The organism is Streptomyces sp. NPDC056061 (genome assembly GCF_042266885.1).
Lineage (GTDB): Bacteria > Actinomycetota > Actinomycetes > Streptomycetales > Streptomycetaceae > Streptomyces.
In genome coordinates, this window is record NZ_JBHJWQ010000040.1 from 1 (window position 1) to 15,598 (window position 15,598).

The following is a 15,598-nucleotide window of genomic DNA, read 5'->3' on the forward strand; positions in this document are numbered from 1 at the left end:
TCGCTGCACCGAGCGGACGCTGACCCGCAAGTCCCTGGCGATCACCGAGCTCGCCTCGCCCAGGGCGAACCGCTCCGCCGCCTGGAGCCGTAATTTCTCGCGGAACAACTGCCGTTCGGCGGTCAGCCCGCCCCCTTGTGGATACCGCATGCATCGGTGATACCGCACGGACGACAAGCCGTCAGCCTCTACTTCCCCACACACCACGCCCTGCTCTCCGCGATCGCCCGGCGCGGCTTCGAGGACCTCGGGGCCCGGTTCGAGGCGGCGATCGAGGGCGCCGCCCCACCGCGCGCCCAGCTGCGGGCCCAGCTGCGGGCCCAGCTGCGGGCCCAGCTGCGGGCCCTCGCGCGGACGTACGTCTCCTACGCCCTGGAGCACCGGGGCATGTTCGAGCTGATGTTCCGCCACGACCTGCTCGACAGCGAAGGAAGCCCGTCGGACCGGCCGAGGCTGCGGGAATCGACCCTGCCGCTCCACGAGTTGATCGTCCGGCTCGTCGCCAGGTACCGGACGGAGCGGGATGCGGTATCCGCCGCACCCTCCGGCACCGGGCCGGCGCCTGCCGTGACGGCCGCCGCTCTCTGGGCGAACCTCCACGGCATCGCCCAGCTGTGGGCCTGGCGCAGCCTGCAACTCGCCCTCGGCGTCCCACCGGCCGACGACGCACCCGGCACAGCGTCCGGCTCCGTGCCCGGCACCGCGCCCGACGATGCATCCGGCGTCCCACCTGCCGACGACGCACCCGGCGGCGTCGTGCTCGACCGGCTTGTCGATGCGGCACTCGACGCGCATCTCGCCCGGTGCGCGCATGACCCGGACCTTACGGCCGCACCTCGCGCTTCTGGTCAGCTCGGCGGGCGCGATGATCGTCGCCCTGGACGGCACGCTACTGCTCGTGGCGCAGCCCGGGTTGCGCCACGATCTCGGCGCGACCGTGGCACAGGCCCAGTGGACGAGCACCGCCTATCTGCTCGCGGTGGCCGCGCTCCTGGTCATCGCGGGGCGCCTCGGGGACCGGTACGGGCACGTGCGGCTCCTGCTCGTCGGCGTCCTCGGCTTCGGCGCCGCCTCGGCAGGCATCGCGCTCGCACCCCACGTCGGCTGGGTGATCGCGCTGCGCGCCCTCCAGGGCCTGTTCGGCGCGCTCCTGCAACCGGCGACGCCGGCGCTGCTGCGGCTGGCCCATCCGGCGCACCGGCTCGATACGCCGGTCGCCGTCCGGACCGGCGCGATCGCTGTGGCCGCGGGGGCCGGTCCGGTACTCGGCGGCGTCCTCGTCGAACACCTGGGCTGGCGCGCGGTGTTCTGGGGCAACCTCCCTGTCGCGCTCGCGATCGCCCTCGCCGTCCGGACGCCGGTGCCCGAACGTGTCGACTCCCGCCCCGACTTCGTCGGCGCCACCCTGCTCGCCCTCCTCGTCCACACGCTCACCGACGCACCGTCCCGTGGGTGGACCGCCCCGCCGACCGTGGTGGGCCTGACCGCCTACGTCGCTCTCACGGCGGTGCTCGTCGTCCACGAACGCCATCGCTCCCACCCGATCGTGCCGCTCGTCGTGGCGCGGTCCGTACCGGTGACGGCGTCGATGACGCTTCTGCTGGTCACCACCGGAGGCATGTTCGGCGCGCTGTTCGTGGCCACGTTCCTGCTCCAGGACGTACTCCGGCTCGACGCACTCGCCACCGGCCTCCGGGTGCTTCCGCTCACCGCGCTCATGATTCTCGGCGCCCCCGCCGCCGGTGCCGCGCTGCGGAGGTACGGCCCGCGCCGTACCGCGATCGCCGGTACGTTCCTCGTCGCCCTCGGCATCGCGGGCCTGTCCCGGGTCGACCCGACCACCACCCGGACGGTCACCGGCGCGACCTTCGCCGTGCTCGGTGCGGGATTTGCCGCAGTGATGGTCACCGCCACCGGGACGGTCGTCGGCGACGCGCCCCCCGGATATGCCGGGGCGGTCGGTGGGCTCAAGCAGACCGCAGTGAACATCGGCCCGACACTCGGAATCGCCATAGCCGCCGGCACCATGCGCACGAACCCGTCCGGCGTCGGGCAGGTGGCGGCGTCCGCCCCGGCGATGGGCCCCGCCCTGCTGACCCTGGCCGGACTCGCCGCGCTCGGCCTGCTGCCGGCGTGCCTGCTGCCCCTGCGGCCGACGCGCGGTACGCGACGCGATGCGAGGGCGCCCGCCGATCCCGGCAAGCGCCGGGGCGTGCTCGGGAGACGGATCTGACGGGCGTCACCCGGTGGCCACCGCACGCCTCGCGGTCACGAAACGGTGCAGGGCCCAACCGGCACCGATCACCACGACCGCCCAGACGGCCGCCGTGGCCAGCGCACCTTCCCGCGCGAACCCGATGCCCGGCCGGGGCGGCAGCACGATCATCTGCGCCGCGGCTCCGACCGGCACCGTCAGCGCGGCGAGCAAGCCGATCGCGCCCGGCCGTCGGACGGCCCCGCCCACCACACCCAGGACGGAACCGAACAGCACGCTCGCCGCCCACCACCTGAGCATCTCCGGCCAGTACAGCCCCAACGGTTCCTCCCGGAGCAACGCGTCCATCGGGTAGTACGCCGTCGTGGCGGCGACCAGTGCGAGTACCGCGGTCACGGCAGCCCGTTTCCATGACCCGGCGAGCCACCCCATCGCCACAGCGAGCGCTGCCCACGCCCAGCCGAGGTCGACGACCAGGCTGAGCACCTTGGCGATGCCGGCCCAGACGGTGCCCACCAGCGGGGCGCCGAGCGCCGAGTACGGCGAGGAGAGCCCATTGACGAGCGAGGTGGCCGCACCGAACCCGGCCCCCACCACGAGCCCGCAGATCGTGATCTTCATATGGTGAGCATACTCAGTATGCTGAGGGTGGTTCGGGTCAGATCACATGGCAGAGATCGGCGGCGGCAGGGACGTGGGTGAAAGTCTTCGATGGAGCGGAGGCTGTCGCACGGGGCATCCAGGACCGAGCCGGCCCGGGCGGCGGGCGGGGCGCCGACGACCACGCCGAAGACGCGGAAACCCAGCCGGTGCTCGGCTTCGTTCCAGCCGCGCACCCACTTCTCGGTTTCTCGGTGACACCGCATTCGTCGTCGGTGATCATCGCGATGTCGACGCGCCGCCCCACCGCGGTGTTCTCCACCCTGCGGGCGCGTTCACCGTCGGCCATCTGCCGGAAGCGGCCGATCAGTTCGGCCCACTGTGCCGGACGGCTGCCGCGCAGCCGCCCGCTGTTCCGGCGTTCCGGCGGCCCGGTGTTGCGGCATCCCGCCGTTCACGCATCCCGCTGTTCATACGTCTCATACGTCTCATACGTCTCATACGTCCCGCCGTTGCTGCGTCCCGTCGGTCCGGCGGGGAGGTACGGAGCACGACCGGCCTGGGATCAGGTTCGCGGGAAATCCCTGCCCTTGATCTTCGCCATCCGTCCGTCCGGGTGGTGCCAGACGATGCCCTCGCACCCCTCGGCGGCCAGGGCGAGCGCGCGTTCCCGAATGCTCTCGAAAGTGATTTCCGCAGGCATGGAGATGTCTGCCGCGTCGGCGTGCGCGACGAGGCGGTGGGATTCGACGCGCTCCGGGTTCCCGTTGATCTTCGGCCCGATCAGCTCGAAGGTGCCCATCGTCCCGTCGGCCGGGGCGCCCGTTCGCAGTGCCTCGTCGTGGTACTTCGCGAAGGAGGACTGGCCGATGGGTTCCCAGCCGATCGTCTTGCCGGTGGTGTCGTCGGTGGAGACCACCACATAGTTCGGGGGCGGAGTCCTGCCGGGCTTCACCTCGCGCCGGGCCCACCACTCCCCGGACGGGTCGAGCATGACGCAGGTGCCGTCGTATTTCCGCGTGGCTCTCCCCTCGCCGGCGAGCACCCATGCGCAGTCGGCCGCCGTCTCCGGGAGGACGTGGGCCGGGCGGGCTTCGAAGTCACGGACGAACAGGGTGGGTATTTTCTGCATGAGCGGATCCTCTCGGCGATCGGGACAGATCTGGGGGAGATCATGCCTGGGCACCGGCGAAGTTCTCTCGGAATATTCCCCGGCATGGCCCGGCATGGCCCGGCATGGCCCGGCCCGGTTGGGGAACCGCAGCAGGGTGCTCGTGGCCGAGCTTCGGCCGATGGTTCCACCCTCCTGGGAGCGTCGGCCGGCCCGCCCTCCGGCCGCCCGTCCTCCGGCAGGAAGTCCGAGCGGCTGTCACCAGCAGTGCGGATCCGGCCCTACCGTGCCTGCTCGTCGCGTCCAGCAGGACGGATGCGCACCACTCCGCGGTCCAGGTCCACCTGGAAAGGCGGTTCCTCCGCCGGTCTGACGTTCTTGCGCACGCGTTCCTGCTCCATGGCACGTCTGCCCTCTTGCGCCCCAGGGGTGACCTGCTGCATGAAGTCGGTGCCGATGGACGACAAACCCTTGCGCTTGCGCCAGTAGATCCAGCCCCGTCGCTCCATCCACAACAAGGCGCGGTCCGCGAGGAACACGACCGAGACCAGCGCACCGACTCCGCAGACGACCTGCCCCACCGAGTTCACCATGTACGCGAAACGCATCAGGTGCATCCGCCGTTCCCCGATGGCGGGAAGCGGCGGCCCGATGACCGAAAATGACTCGCGAGGACGCCGGACGCCCCCACTGGGGTCGGGCTCCGAAACCGGTGCTTCCGACGAAAGGAACGTCCGACGAAGGAACCGTCCGAACGAAGGAACCGTCCGGCGGAGAAGCGGCAAGGAGCCCGACGCGACTCGGACGGACTGGAAGTCACTTGCATTGCTTGCCCTTGCAGGGTTCGCCACGGGTGTTGCTGATGGCGGTGGAGAGGGTGGGGTTTTGCCCGGTCAGCTCGAAGGGGCCGGTGACCGGGTTCCCGGGCAACTGGTAGCCCTCGGGGACGGCGGTCTCCTCCAGGTAGAACGTCCCCAGCTCCAGGCTGTCGAAAGCGCACAGCCCCTGCGCGTCGGTGGCGCAGGCACTGCCGACGCTGGTGTCGGGGTTGCTTCCCGCGGTCTGGAGCCCATCGATGTTGTTGGTCTCCTGCCACAAGTTGGTCTCCTGCCACAACTGGAAGACCGCGCCCGGCAGCGGCCCTCCGTTCTTCTCGTCGGTCTTCTCGACGATCAGATGGCCGCTGACGGTGGCACAGGGCTCCCACTGGATGGTGGCCTCGCCGTTGCCTGACGGGCGCCGGGCACCCCGTACTGACCGGTGCCGCCGGCGGCACCGTACGCCGTGACCGACAGCGAGCAGACGCCCTCCGGGACGGTGAACTGCTGGGGAGCACCGGTGAAGACGAACGTCTGCGACCCCGGCTGCTGCGCGGCCGGCACGCCGGCCGCGGACACCGGGGCCGACGGGGAGAAGAACGCTGCTGCGGAAGCCGTGAGCGCCACGCCCACGAGGCGTGTCTGCGTAAGTCTCATGAGCGCAACATAGGCATAGGAGTCGTGCACGAACGTACGAGGCGAACGCAGGCCCGGGGCGTGGCGACTCGAATGGCCGCGCCCCGTCCCACCGAGTGGCGTAGACCGCGTCTTCGTACTGCCGTCCGCCGTCCGCCTCCTCGGCAAGGTGGTCGGGACCCGCACGTCGTCCCGCCGCCGACGGCCCGGGGCGGCGGGGACGACATACCGGGCGGGTCCGTCAGCCGTTCCGGCTCACCGGGGCGGCACCGGTGGGGTAGTTGGTGCCGGTCTCCACGGAGTTGGGGATCTCGCGGCTGCGCTGGCTGTCGCAGTACACAACGTTCCAGTGCAGGTGCGGGCCCGTCACGTTCCCCGTGGCGCCGGAGGTGCCGATCTGCTGGCCCTGGGCCACCCGGTTGCCCTTGTCGATGATCGTCGAGCTCAGGTGGGCGTACTGGGTGCACCGGTTGTTGCCGTGGTCGATCAGCGCCATGATGCCGCCGGCTCCGTTCCAGCCCTCGAAGTAGACGGTGCCCGCAGCCGAGGCCACGATCGGAGTGCCGCTCGGAGTGGAGAAGTCGACGGCGTGCCGGTTGTAGTCGTCGTTGTGCGAGTAGCCCGAACCCGGGGTCTGGGTCACGGTGTACGCCCGGCCGGCCGGGTAGGGCAGCTTGAACGGCGCTCCGCCGGAACAGGGCGGCACCACCGGGTTATTGGACCCGGTCTCCAGGAAGCCGTCGCTGACCCAGCCGCCGCTCGACACCTTGTTCCAGATGTTGGTGGCACCGCCGATGCCCTGCACGGTGTCACCCCGGCCGTAGCAGGTGATCGTCACCCCGCTGCCGTTGGCGAGGCTGCCGACCACCTGGGCGCCGAGGCGGGGCTCGGACCGTACGTTGAGCGGCAGACCATTGGGGACGGACACCCTCACCACGGCATTGGCCTGTGCCGACCCGACCGGGACCATGACCGCCAATCCGGCGAGGGAAAGGGCCAGTACGGCCCGGACGCTGCGACGCATTGTTGACTCCGAGAGCGGGGAGGGGCAGGAAGACAGGCAGGATCTTGTCATGTATGCGGCGCTTGCAATACCCGTCGGTACGACTTCGTGAGCGGCAGCGGGAGCAAGAGCGGAGATTCCCCTTTTTTTCTCCCGCGCCAGCCGATCGTCATGCCACTCCGTCGGCAGTGCCGCCGGAATCGGCGTTGTCACGTGGCAGCTCCACACTGCCTTCAGGGACATCGGCGCCATGACGAGCGCCTGGCCTTCCCGACCTCGCCCGAAGCCTCGGATTCAGCTGCCGCGCAGGGCGCGCCCGCCAGGGACTATCGGGACAGCCCTTGAGCCAGGGATGACCGGCCGGGAGTATGCGACCGAGGCAGGCAGACTTTCGAGCAGGTCCGGCGTGACGGCACGGCAATGCGAGGTGCCCACCGCCTCGTATCCACGCGGGTCCGGGCGGAGGCACCGGTCGGGGTCGGCCGGAGCCGCCCGCGATCGGTGGCACCGCCGCCCTCATGAGCAGCGGTTCCGCCGACTCAGCTGGCCAAGGTGCCCTGATGGAAGTACATCCGCCAGCCCGTCTCCGTCAGACGCCACAGAGAGCTCCGCCATACCCGGCGGCCTTCGTGGTCGGAGAAGTAGGTGAGGTGAACAATGCCCGGAGCAAGGACGGCTCCTGACATGTCACTTACCTCGACCGGAGACTCCGAGGAGACCGATTCATCGCTCGTCACGCCGAGGATCGACTCCGTGTCCCACCAGCGTCCAGAGGCCCCGATCTCCGTGAACTCCGGATCCAGAAGTTCCAGGACACGGGCCGAGGATGCACGCACCTCGGGATCGAGAAGCCGCATCTCCCCGTCGATGGCCGCTTGGACGGCCCGTTCACTCTCACTCGTCATGCGGGAACCCTACGGACCCTCCTCCTGAAGGGACAGCGAGTTGTTCACGCGATGCGGTTTGTTCATGTGACGCGTTGTGTTCACACGACGTGCGACGGCACAGTGCCGTCGGCTCGGGTTCTGGTCCAGCTCTTCTCATGGCCGGCCGACACTCAGCCGGTCGGCCGCGTGATGTGGGAGGAATGGCCGGTCAGACGATGACGGGGATGGCCTCGGCGCGGTTGGTGGCCCAGTTGGTGACGATGGGCTTGTCGACGTTGGCGGTGTCGGGGAGCTTGATCTCGGCGGGGTTGGGGTCGTCGGTGGTGGCGATGATGACGTTCTCGAACTCCTTGCCGGCATCGCTGTTGGTGGTCTTCGGGTTGATTCCGGTGTACGCGACAGCGGAGCCGGTGAGCTTGATGGGGTCTTCGCCACCCTGTCCGACGGGGGAGGCGACACCGTCGGTGCCGGAGCCGAAGGACACGCTGGGGGTGTTGGTTTCCAGGTAGCAGGTGATGCCGGACTTGGCCTTTGCGGTGACGAGGTAGTAGCCGCCGGCCTGGGATTCCGAAGTGACCGTGAAGTCCAGGTCGTTGGTGCCGCAGGACTGCCCGTAGCCGCTCTTTCCGCCGTCGCCGGAGCCGGTCTTGTCGGCGGAGCTGCCGGAGTCCGAGCTGCCGGACTCGGAACCGCCGGTGGAGGATCCGCCTGCGGAGGGGCTGTCGCTGGAGGAGCCGTTGCTCCCGCCGCTGCCGGCGGAGGCGACCGCGGAGGGAGCCGTGGAACTGCCGGCGTCCGCGGCGTCGTCGGGGTCGCAGGCGGTGGTGGTGGCGGCCAGGGCCGCCACGGCCGCGGCGGCCAGGACGAGACGGGCGGAACGGGCGGCGAGACGCGGACGCATCGTGATCTCCAGCGGCTGTCGATTGCGGTGTTTCCTGTTGACGCCGATGACACTAGGGCCGATTCGATCCTGAAATGATCCTGCGATTGTCCGGGTCCTGTCTCAGCAACTTTGGTTCCGAGAAACGGTGTTGGATTTGCACCGATGGCGGATCGAGGGCATGGCCGCGACCGTGGGAGTCGCGGAGGCGCGGAGGCGCGGAGGCGCGGAGATGGGGAGACGGAGAGGCGCGGAGACGGGGCGAGGCGTCCCGGGACGGTCAGGTGTGCGATGGACGGTGCCGGCGCCGACCGGACCGACTTCGGGCGCGCGCCGCGCTCGGCCTGCCCGCAGTGCCACGAAATCGCGTCCGGTCGGTCGCGTCATATGTGACCGGAGCATGAGCTGTCCATCGGACCGGCACGCCAACAAGATGGTGCGGGAAGCATCGCCGTGCGGTTCACGGCAGACCGCTCCGGGTCCCATGAGCGATGCCCCGGCACCGGGCCGGCTCCGGCTCTCGGTGCGTCGTTCGACAGGCGGGCGCCAGGCGGAACTGTTGGCCGAGCGGATCACGTAAGGGCCCTCTGCGCCTACGAGAGATGAGGGCCGGTCGCGTGGCGGCTTTGTGTCCCTTCGCGGCGACTGTCGGGACAGCGCCGCGCAGCGCAGTGGTGTTCACCGACCGCAACGCCCTGCCGACCCGCCTTCGCGGACCTGAGACACAGGCAACCAGGGCACGGGCACGCAGGGCACGGGCGACCAGGACATGGTCTGAGACGGCTCAGGAACCCGCTGGTCAGGGATGCATTCCATGACACGAGCCGCGAAACCCTGCAACACGGGAACTCGCACTGCCACAGAGGCCGCATCACGTCACGGCGGCAGCTACGAGACATCGAAGAACCAGCCCGCTCCAGGCCGTACCATCGACCATCACACCCCTCACGCGGGCCGTGGACAGTTCACGGGTAGGTAATTTGATGACGCGTAACATGCGCCTGCACCGGTCGAACGAGACCAGGATGCTCCGCCGGGACGGCAGGACCCGGTGCAAGTACTGCGGCACCCCCATCGAGTTCTTCGACAGGTACGACGGGACGCGCATCCCGCTCACACCGGAGTTCCCGGTCAAGAGGATTCCCGCGAGGCTGCGGTGGCACGTCAACCGCGGTATCGCCTATCCGGGCAAGGATGGCGTCTCCGTCTACTGCCGCATCCCCCACCCGGCCGTCTGTCCCGCCGCCGATCACCCCGATCTCCCCGAAGAGCTGGCCGCCGTCGTCCGCCTCCTCGAACGGCGCATGCATCAAGCCGTCCGCGACGGCGACTTCATCCCCTATGAGGAGCTGAGTACCGAACTTGAGGTCGAGCACCCCGATCCGGAACCGGCCGAGCAGGTACGGCACATCGTCGCCTACTTCGGGATCCTGCGCATCGGCCCCTGCGCGATCGAGGATCTGCAGTGCATCGCCGAGGACCGCAAGACCGGCCGACGCTGCGACAACGGCGTGCACAACGTCGATCAGGGAACCTGGGAGCTGACCGAGATCAACCCGGATCAAGCAACCGGGCGTCAGGGCCAGCTCATTCTCGACACCACCCAGGGCCGGGTGTGGGCCTGGCAGCTCACCGACTACCACGCGGCCCGCAGATGGTGGGCCCAACGATGCGAAGAGCACTTCCGGTCACCGCAGCCCGACGCCGTGAGCAACGAGTTCATTCCGTTCCATCCCGTCCGGCACGACGCCTTCATCCTCACCGAACGGCCCACCGGATATGAGCCGGAACAGGCCGACGAGGCACTGATCGTCCACGAAGGCCCCGGACGACGCACGAAGTGCGCGCGGTGCACGAACTCCACGGTGGGAGCGGCCCCGGAGGGATGGCTGTGCTGGCAGTGCGACCGTGACGAACGGCGTCGTGCACGCGTTCACCGACGACGGGCGGCCTCCCACACCACGGAGGAGAGCCGTGCGACGCCGCACCATGCCGCATGGATGCCTGGAGAAACGAGCCGAAACCCGTCGGGGAACCCGCCGCCACGGCGGCGCTGACGGCTTGATGGCTTGACGGCGACGGAACGAGGAACGGATGAACGACGGCGACAGCGAACGAGCCACTCGGGCTCCGGTGGCGCACGACCCGCCCTGGGACGAACGCGTGCCCATCCCGACACCGTGGCAGTGCCTCACCGCAGCCGTCGATCTCACCTTCCGGCACAGGGTCGGCATCATCGCCCGGCACGGAACCGCCGAAGCATCCGTCGGCCGGGACATCGCGGTCCACGCGGCCGAGCAGGGCCTGCCGGTACTCCTCTGCACCAGCCGTCCACCCGCCGAAGTGCCTCGGCCCCTCTTCGTCGACAGCACGGCGCACCCGACGTCCGGCCACGTCAAGGACCGCGTCGCCCATCCGCCCCGAGGCCGCAGGCCCCGACTGGTCGTCATCGAGGACTATCAACGCATGCGCCCCCGCGAGCGCTGCATCCCCGACCAGTACGACCCGATCGACGATCCGGACGACCTCCCCCTGTCCGACGCCGAAGAACTCCTCTGGACGATCCGCGAAATCCTGATCGGCGTCCCGCTCCTCCTCACCACCACCATCGCCCATGAACCGGACACCGCACGCCCCCTGGACCACTGGCTTCGCCCCAGCCACCCCGCCGTCGTCCTCACCGAAATCTGCAAGCCCGTACTTCTTCTCCACCGCACGACCCGACAGAACGTGGAAGCCAGACTCCAAGGAGGCGCCTACGGCCCCTCCGGGCTTCTCACCGACCTGGACTGGCCGGCCGGCTGAGCACCGGGCCTCATTCATCCGCAGCACCAACATATGGCAAGGAGCGTTCCGCACCCGGGGAGGTCCAAAGCTTCCGTCGCTGTCGCTCACCGACGCCCAACAGGCTGTGTTGGGCTGAGTGTGTCGTCGTTCGACGTCCCAGAATCAGGCTCGGAGGTCGCGGATCGGGCTGGAGTGCGCGGACGGGCACGCGATCACGGAGGTGCCGGGTCGGCCGGGCGTTGCTGCGGACACGGTTCGAACCCGGCGGCGATTTCCCCTCGAATATGGTCTGGACCACCTTCATGGATACCGGGGGCCGATCCGGGAAAGGATCAGCGGCGTCCGGAGTATCACCGACTCCACCGACAACACCGAGTCCATCGATCCGCCGACCCCACGACCTTCACCTCCTCCTCCACCACCGACCGAACAGCGCTTGCGGGACCTGTGGCTCACCTTTCTCGGCCGTCCAACCGATCGAAAGGTTCCCCCTCTTGCACACGCAGCCCCCGAACGCCGTGCCCGAACCCGCTCCCACTCTGCTGGAGCGGATCCCCGTCTTACGCCGTGGACTCGACCGGCTGGAGCGCAAGCCCACCGCATTCGGCCTGGTCATGTGGGCTTTCGGCCTGGCCAAGCCGGTGTTTTTGGACCATGTGGTGACGCCCCGGCCGCGCGCCGAACTCGGCCCCGTGCGCGAGTTCCTGGAGAAGAACCGGGATCATTACGCCGAACACCTCACCGGCTTCCTGGAGTACGCCGACCAACTGGCCGGGATCCCCCTGAAAGGGGTGGAAAAGGCATCCACCGCCTACTGGGGCAACACCTGGCTGCCCCCACTGGACGCGCTCTCGCTCTATGGCTTCCTCGCCTCCGAAAGGCCGGCCCGCTATCTCGAAGTCGGCTCCGGGAACTCCACCAAGTTCGCCCACCGGGCCATCCGGGACCTCGGCCTGGGCACCCGCATCACGTCCATCGACCCGGAGCCCCGAGCCCATATCGACCACCTCTGCGACGAGGTGATCCGTGTTCCGCTCCAGGACGCCGACCTCGACGTCTTCGCCGAACTGGAGCCGGGCGACATCCTCTTCATCGACGGCTCGCACCGGCTCCAAATGGGTTCCGACGTCATGGTGTTCTTCTTCGAGCTGCTGCCCCGCCTCAAGCCGGGGGTGCTCGTCCAGGTCCACGACATCATGCTTCCGGCGGACTATCCGGAGTCCTGGCGCTGGCGCCTCTACTCGGAGCAGTACCTCCTGGCCGCGCTGCTCACCGCCGCGCCGGAGCGCTTCGACATCCAGTTGCCGAACGCCTTCATCCACACCGATCCGGAACTGCGGAAGATCCTTGCCCCGTTCTGGCGCCGTCTCGGCGTGACCAAGCACTTCCACCCGGGCTCCTTCTGGTGGCGGCACGCGCTCTGACGCTTCTCCGGCACACCGGCTCCGTACCGGCAGCACCCAGGGGTACGGGGCCGGGCCGCGCCCGCCGGACATACGGCGCCGTCCCGTTGAGAAGAATCCGGACATGGCACCATCATCGCTGGACAGCCGACCGCGTCGACGCCATCAAGACTCAACGCGTTCCCCGGCTTGCCGGTCTGTCAGTGCCATCCGAACTCAGCGACGAACGCCATCCGCCTTCGGGCTCTGGCCCAAATTGTGTGCAGCGGTCGCTCTTCGCCGCCGAATTGTCCCGGACCGGCGCTCAGCCGGTCCTACGTTGTTGGTGGGTTGGACGGGTCATCGTAAGGTCCAGAGATCCAGAGACGCCGGGTCTGGCTTTCAGCCGGTTGCACCAGATGGTTCAGCTCATCTGGCCGCCCGGCGTCTCACGACGACTCGGCCGCTGATTAGGAGCTGCGAGCCCCTGCGGGTGCATCGCTGAGTAGGACCACGCTGGCGAGGTCGTCCGGACGAACAGCACATGTCGAACGACCGGAGGAACAGGTGGCCCTGATCTGGGCGGGAACGGACATATTGACCAGAAACTCATGGGTTCGGACGGCCCCCGGTACGGACGGCCCCCGGTACGGCGTGCTCGACGAGGCGTGGAAGCTCTTGGTCGGCTTGTCGGAAGCGGCCAGTAGCCTCGGACACCATGGGCATTCGGATCAATGTAATGGTGGACTACCCGATCAACGATGAGGTGGAGCGGGTACTCGGGTTGGCCGAGGCGGTCGGCGAGCCCGTCACTGTCGCGTTCACGTGGGAGGGGCGTCGAGAGGCGGAACGCGCGGTGCTGGTGCCCGCGGCCACGCTGGCGCTCTGGGAGCACTGGGCCCCCACCGCCTACCCGAGAAGTGGCGACGAGGAAGAGAACCGGGCTGTGGTGGAGGAGCCGGAACTGGCCCACCCAGCAGAATTCGGCGCGTTCACGCTCTTTCGTCGTCGCGCGGGAGGGCGTACGGCGGTTGCTCGCCACGGCGTGGTGGTTGCCGAGCTCCTGGACCCCGACGAGGCGTACTGGCTCCAGGAGAAGGCACGCAATGTCCGCCAGGGCTTCATGGATCCGAAGCAGAAGGCGGCGTTCGAGGAGTTCCTCACCCGGCAGGCATCCCTCGATGAGCAGTGACGCGCCAGTGAATCCCCCACCTGTCGTGGCGCATGAACCACCGTCGGCAGAACGCCCCGGGATGAAACAGCGGGACGAAACGTCCTCCGATGTGCGTGAGAGGCACCGGCCACGGTGCGTCGCGCATCCCATCGTCCATCCGGATCGCAGGGACGGTACGCGTCGGCGGCCGGCCGGGGCGGACGGCCACCGACGCGACCGAGTCCGTGAACGCCGAGTCCGTGAATGGCGGTGAATGAACGTGACGGGTCACGGACGGCTGTGAACTGCCGCGTTGCCGATGTTGAACGCCGAGACAATTGGCCGCCGACGCGAGGTTGTCGGCGCCCCGGGCCGCCTCCAGGACCCGCGTCTGGGAGGACGGGATCACCGCGGCCCCCACCAGGCCGAAGAAGAGGAAACCGACGATCGCGGCGGGCTTGCTCTGCACGGCGAGGATCAGGAACGCGGAGGCGACTGTGATCCCGGCGAGTACCCCGTACAGCGTGGACCGCAGTGCCCGGTCCGCGAGCCGTCCGGCCGGCGGCGTGCCCACGACCATTCCGATGCCGATCAGGACCAGCATGAGCGGGACCAGCGCCGCGATCGCGGCCGGCAGCACCGCGCCGATGGCGGTCACCCCGGAACGCGGCCCGCCAGCCGAGCGCCTGACCCAGCGCGGTGCCGCCGGGGACGCCGAGCACATTGGCGAGGCTCAGCTCCATGAGACCGTGGCGATGGCACTCGCCTTGCGTTCCGGCGCGACGAGGCCCGCCGCTACGACGGCGGCGATGCCCTGCTCTTCGAGGACGGGTGCCGGGCGCTCCGGTACGGAGCGGGGCGGCTGCGAGATCGTTTGTCACGCCGTTCAGGCTCGCGCCGCTTCCCGCCGGGAACAGCAGCTGTCTGCGCAACGATCGGTGAGCCAGGCTTGCTGATCGGTCGCGGGCACGGGGTCCGGGGTGTCCGGCGTGTGGGGCCGATCCCGAGCCCGAGCCCATGACGAAGGACGACAACCCGATGACGCTCCCCGCCCCCCTGTATGTGATCAACGAGGGGCTGGCATTCCTCCTGGAGGTTGCGGCCCTCGCCGTCCTCGCGGTGTGAGGGTGGCAGAGCGCGGAGACCGCGGCCGTGCGCCTCCTTCTCGCCGTGGCCGCCCCTGCGGCGGCGGCCGCCCTGACCGTGAAGGCGCCGGTCTTCGGTGCCGCAGCGGCTGCCTGTACGCCATCGGCCATCACGGGGCAGCCACCGTCTTCGCCGTCGTGACCGCGGCCGACACCGTCCTGGCGACCCTGGACCGGCACGCTGCGATGCGCCGGGAGGTCTGACCGGTCCGGCAGCAGTTCCCGTGCGGCGGCGGCCGACCGATACGCCGACTGGGCGGGCTTCGTCACGGGGCGGGTGCGGCGATCGGAAATGACAGTCAGCCGAGCGGGGCGGCGGTGTCGCGGAGGGTGGCCAGCACCGGCGCGTACATGCGGGCCTTGATGGTGCCGAGGGTGTCACCGGCCTTGTTCACCTGCGTCGCCGCGATCTCGACGGCGGTGGAGCGCACTGCCTCCTCGGCGACCGCATGGTCGACGATGCCGGCGGCCGCGGCGTCCGAGCCGCCGTAGCGGCGGGCAGTGAGCATCGCCTCGTGGGCGGTCCGGGGTGCCAGCCGGGACTGGATGAGGGCTGCCATGCCGGGGGTGAAGGGGATGTTGATGTCCGCTTCGGGCAGGCACCAGAAGCCCCGGTCGGTGCGCATGACGCGGAAGTCGTGGGCGAGGGAGAACATCGCTCCGGCGGCGAAGGTGTGGCCCTGCAGCGCGGCCACGGTGACGATCGGCAGCGACAGCATCCGCGCGAACAGTTCGTGGACGGAGGCGACGTAGTCCTGGTGCTGGTCGGCGTGGGCGAACAGCCAGTCCAGGTCGAGCCCGTTGGAGTAGAACTTGCCCGTGGCGGCGGTGACCAGGGCACGGGGGCCGTCCGCCTTCTCCACCTCGTCGAGGGCGGCGCCGACGGCGGTGATCCAGTCGGGATGGAAGCGGTTCTCTCCGTCTCCCAGGTCGAGAACGAAGACGTTGTCCTGACGGTCGAGCGAGGGCATGGCGACTCCT

The 15,598-nt window shown here is 69.3% G+C and carries 15 protein-coding genes and 2 pseudogenes; 6 read left to right on the plus strand and 11 right to left on the minus strand.

Annotation, left to right across the window (positions count from 1 at the left end; translation table 11 throughout):
- Nucleotides 1-156: 156 nt before the first annotated feature.
- Both ACFC79_RS34050 and ACFC79_RS34055 read left to right on the plus strand, forming a co-directional pair.
- Nucleotides 157-627 (plus strand): annotated as a pseudogene (locus ACFC79_RS34050) (TetR-like C-terminal domain-containing protein); the annotation flags it as partial.
- A gap of 184 nt (nucleotides 628-811) precedes the next feature.
- Nucleotides 812-2,233 carry an MFS transporter gene (locus ACFC79_RS34055; RefSeq protein ID WP_376248508.1) on the plus strand — a complete coding sequence of 474 codons (1,422 nt, stop codon included), beginning with the start codon at nucleotides 812-814 and terminating at the stop codon, nucleotides 2,231-2,233.
- Between the two features lie 6 nt (nucleotides 2,234-2,239).
- On the opposite strand, the gene ACFC79_RS34060 is transcribed toward ACFC79_RS34055, so the two are convergent.
- From ACFC79_RS34060 to ACFC79_RS34100, 9 genes and pseudogenes are all read right to left on the minus strand, one after another.
- The gene (locus tag ACFC79_RS34060; protein WP_376248511.1) at nucleotides 2,240-2,836 is read right to left on the minus strand and encodes a hypothetical protein; all 597 of its coding nucleotides are present in this window, start codon (nucleotides 2,834-2,836) and stop codon (nucleotides 2,240-2,242) included.
- 37 nt (nucleotides 2,837-2,873) lie between these two features.
- Nucleotides 2,874-3,116: pseudogene (locus ACFC79_RS34065) on the minus strand (hypothetical protein); the annotation flags it as partial.
- A 264-nt stretch (nucleotides 3,117-3,380) separates the two neighbouring features.
- On the minus strand, nucleotides 3,381-3,947 hold the full coding sequence (locus ACFC79_RS34070) for a DUF5565 family protein (RefSeq protein ID WP_376248513.1): 567 nt from the start codon (nucleotides 3,945-3,947) through the stop codon (nucleotides 3,381-3,383).
- 260 nt (nucleotides 3,948-4,207) lie between these two features.
- Entirely contained in the window at nucleotides 4,208-4,543 is a 336-nt protein-coding gene (locus ACFC79_RS34075; RefSeq protein ID WP_376248516.1) for a hypothetical protein, read from the minus strand.
- 199 nt (nucleotides 4,544-4,742) lie between these two features.
- A complete protein-coding gene (locus ACFC79_RS34080) occupies nucleotides 4,743-5,138 on the minus strand; it encodes a prealbumin-like fold domain-containing protein (protein ID WP_376248630.1) in 396 nt (131 codons plus the stop codon).
- The gene (locus ACFC79_RS34085; RefSeq protein WP_376248519.1) at nucleotides 5,099-5,401 is read right to left on the minus strand and encodes a hypothetical protein; all 303 of its coding nucleotides are present in this window, start codon (nucleotides 5,399-5,401) and stop codon (nucleotides 5,099-5,101) included. Before ACFC79_RS34085 ends, ACFC79_RS34080 begins: the two co-directional genes overlap by 40 nt.
- A 220-nt stretch (nucleotides 5,402-5,621) precedes the next feature.
- On the minus strand, nucleotides 5,622-6,404 hold the full coding sequence (locus tag ACFC79_RS34090; RefSeq protein WP_376248522.1) for a peptidoglycan DD-metalloendopeptidase family protein: 783 nt from the start codon (nucleotides 6,402-6,404) through the stop codon (nucleotides 5,622-5,624).
- A gap of 518 nt (nucleotides 6,405-6,922) precedes the next feature.
- Entirely contained in the window at nucleotides 6,923-7,288 is a 366-nt protein-coding gene (locus tag ACFC79_RS34095) for a DUF4440 domain-containing protein (RefSeq protein ID WP_376248525.1), read from the minus strand.
- Nucleotides 7,289-7,478: 190 nt separating this feature from the next.
- Nucleotides 7,479-8,171, minus strand: a complete 693-nt coding sequence (locus ACFC79_RS34100) for a DUF4232 domain-containing protein (RefSeq protein WP_376248528.1) — start codon at nucleotides 8,169-8,171, stop codon at nucleotides 7,479-7,481.
- A gap of 962 nt (nucleotides 8,172-9,133) precedes the next feature.
- Here ACFC79_RS34100 and ACFC79_RS34105 point away from each other — a divergent pair.
- The 4 genes from ACFC79_RS34105 (at nucleotide 9,134) to ACFC79_RS34120 (ending at nucleotide 13,511) form a co-directional block, all read left to right on the plus strand.
- Complete coding sequence (locus ACFC79_RS34105; protein ID WP_376248531.1) at nucleotides 9,134-10,207, plus strand: DUF6083 domain-containing protein; 1,074 nt, start codon at nucleotides 9,134-9,136, stop codon at nucleotides 10,205-10,207.
- A 37-nt stretch (nucleotides 10,208-10,244) separates the two neighbouring features.
- Entirely contained in the window at nucleotides 10,245-10,955 is a 711-nt protein-coding gene (locus tag ACFC79_RS34110; RefSeq protein ID WP_376248534.1) for a hypothetical protein, read from the plus strand.
- A gap of 476 nt (nucleotides 10,956-11,431) precedes the next feature.
- Entirely contained in the window at nucleotides 11,432-12,361 is a 930-nt protein-coding gene (locus tag ACFC79_RS34115; RefSeq protein WP_376248536.1) for a class I SAM-dependent methyltransferase, read from the plus strand.
- Nucleotides 12,362-13,037: 676 nt separating this feature from the next.
- Nucleotides 13,038-13,511 carry a hypothetical protein gene (locus ACFC79_RS34120; RefSeq protein ID WP_376248539.1) on the plus strand — a complete coding sequence of 158 codons (474 nt, stop codon included), beginning with the start codon at nucleotides 13,038-13,040 and terminating at the stop codon, nucleotides 13,509-13,511.
- Here ACFC79_RS34120 and ACFC79_RS34125 read toward each other — a convergent pair.
- Together ACFC79_RS34125 and ACFC79_RS34130 are read right to left on the minus strand one after the other, a co-directional pair.
- The gene (locus ACFC79_RS34125; RefSeq protein WP_376248542.1) at nucleotides 13,480-14,130 is read right to left on the minus strand and encodes a hypothetical protein; all 651 of its coding nucleotides are present in this window, start codon (nucleotides 14,128-14,130) and stop codon (nucleotides 13,480-13,482) included. The two genes, ACFC79_RS34120 and ACFC79_RS34125, sit on opposite strands and share 32 nt — an antisense overlap.
- A 786-nt stretch (nucleotides 14,131-14,916) precedes the next feature.
- On the minus strand, nucleotides 14,917-15,588 hold the full coding sequence (locus ACFC79_RS34130) for an enoyl-CoA hydratase-related protein (RefSeq protein WP_376248544.1): 672 nt from the start codon (nucleotides 15,586-15,588) through the stop codon (nucleotides 14,917-14,919).
- Nucleotides 15,589-15,598: the final 10 nt, after the last annotated feature.

Bases quoted from the DNA above. Each gene is read 5' to 3' on its own strand.
- ACFC79_RS34055 (WP_376248508.1), top strand. From the start codon at position 812: ATGACCCGGACCTTACGGCCGCACCTCGCGCTTCTGGTCAGCTCGGCG.
- ACFC79_RS34060 (WP_376248511.1), bottom strand. From the start codon at position 2,836: ATGAAGATCACGATCTGCGGGCTCGTGGTGGGGGCCGGGTTCGGTGCG.
- ACFC79_RS34070 (WP_376248513.1), bottom strand. From the start codon at position 3,947: ATGCAGAAAATACCCACCCTGTTCGTCCGTGACTTCGAAGCCCGCCCG.
- ACFC79_RS34075 (WP_376248516.1), bottom strand. From the start codon at position 4,543: ATGCACCTGATGCGTTTCGCGTACATGGTGAACTCGGTGGGGCAGGTC.
- ACFC79_RS34085 (WP_376248519.1), bottom strand. From the start codon at position 5,401: ATGAGACTTACGCAGACACGCCTCGTGGGCGTGGCGCTCACGGCTTCC.
- ACFC79_RS34090 (WP_376248522.1), bottom strand. From the start codon at position 6,404: ATGCGTCGCAGCGTCCGGGCCGTACTGGCCCTTTCCCTCGCCGGATTG.
- ACFC79_RS34095 (WP_376248525.1), bottom strand. From the start codon at position 7,288: ATGACGAGTGAGAGTGAACGGGCCGTCCAAGCGGCCATCGACGGGGAG.
- ACFC79_RS34100 (WP_376248528.1), bottom strand. From the start codon at position 8,171: ATGCGTCCGCGTCTCGCCGCCCGTTCCGCCCGTCTCGTCCTGGCCGCC.
- ACFC79_RS34105 (WP_376248531.1), top strand. From the start codon at position 9,134: ATGACGCGTAACATGCGCCTGCACCGGTCGAACGAGACCAGGATGCTC.
- ACFC79_RS34110 (WP_376248534.1), top strand. From the start codon at position 10,245: ATGAACGACGGCGACAGCGAACGAGCCACTCGGGCTCCGGTGGCGCAC.
- ACFC79_RS34120 (WP_376248539.1), top strand. From the start codon at position 13,038: ATGGGCATTCGGATCAATGTAATGGTGGACTACCCGATCAACGATGAG.
- ACFC79_RS34130 (WP_376248544.1), bottom strand. From the start codon at position 15,588: ATGCCCTCGCTCGACCGTCAGGACAACGTCTTCGTTCTCGACCTGGGA.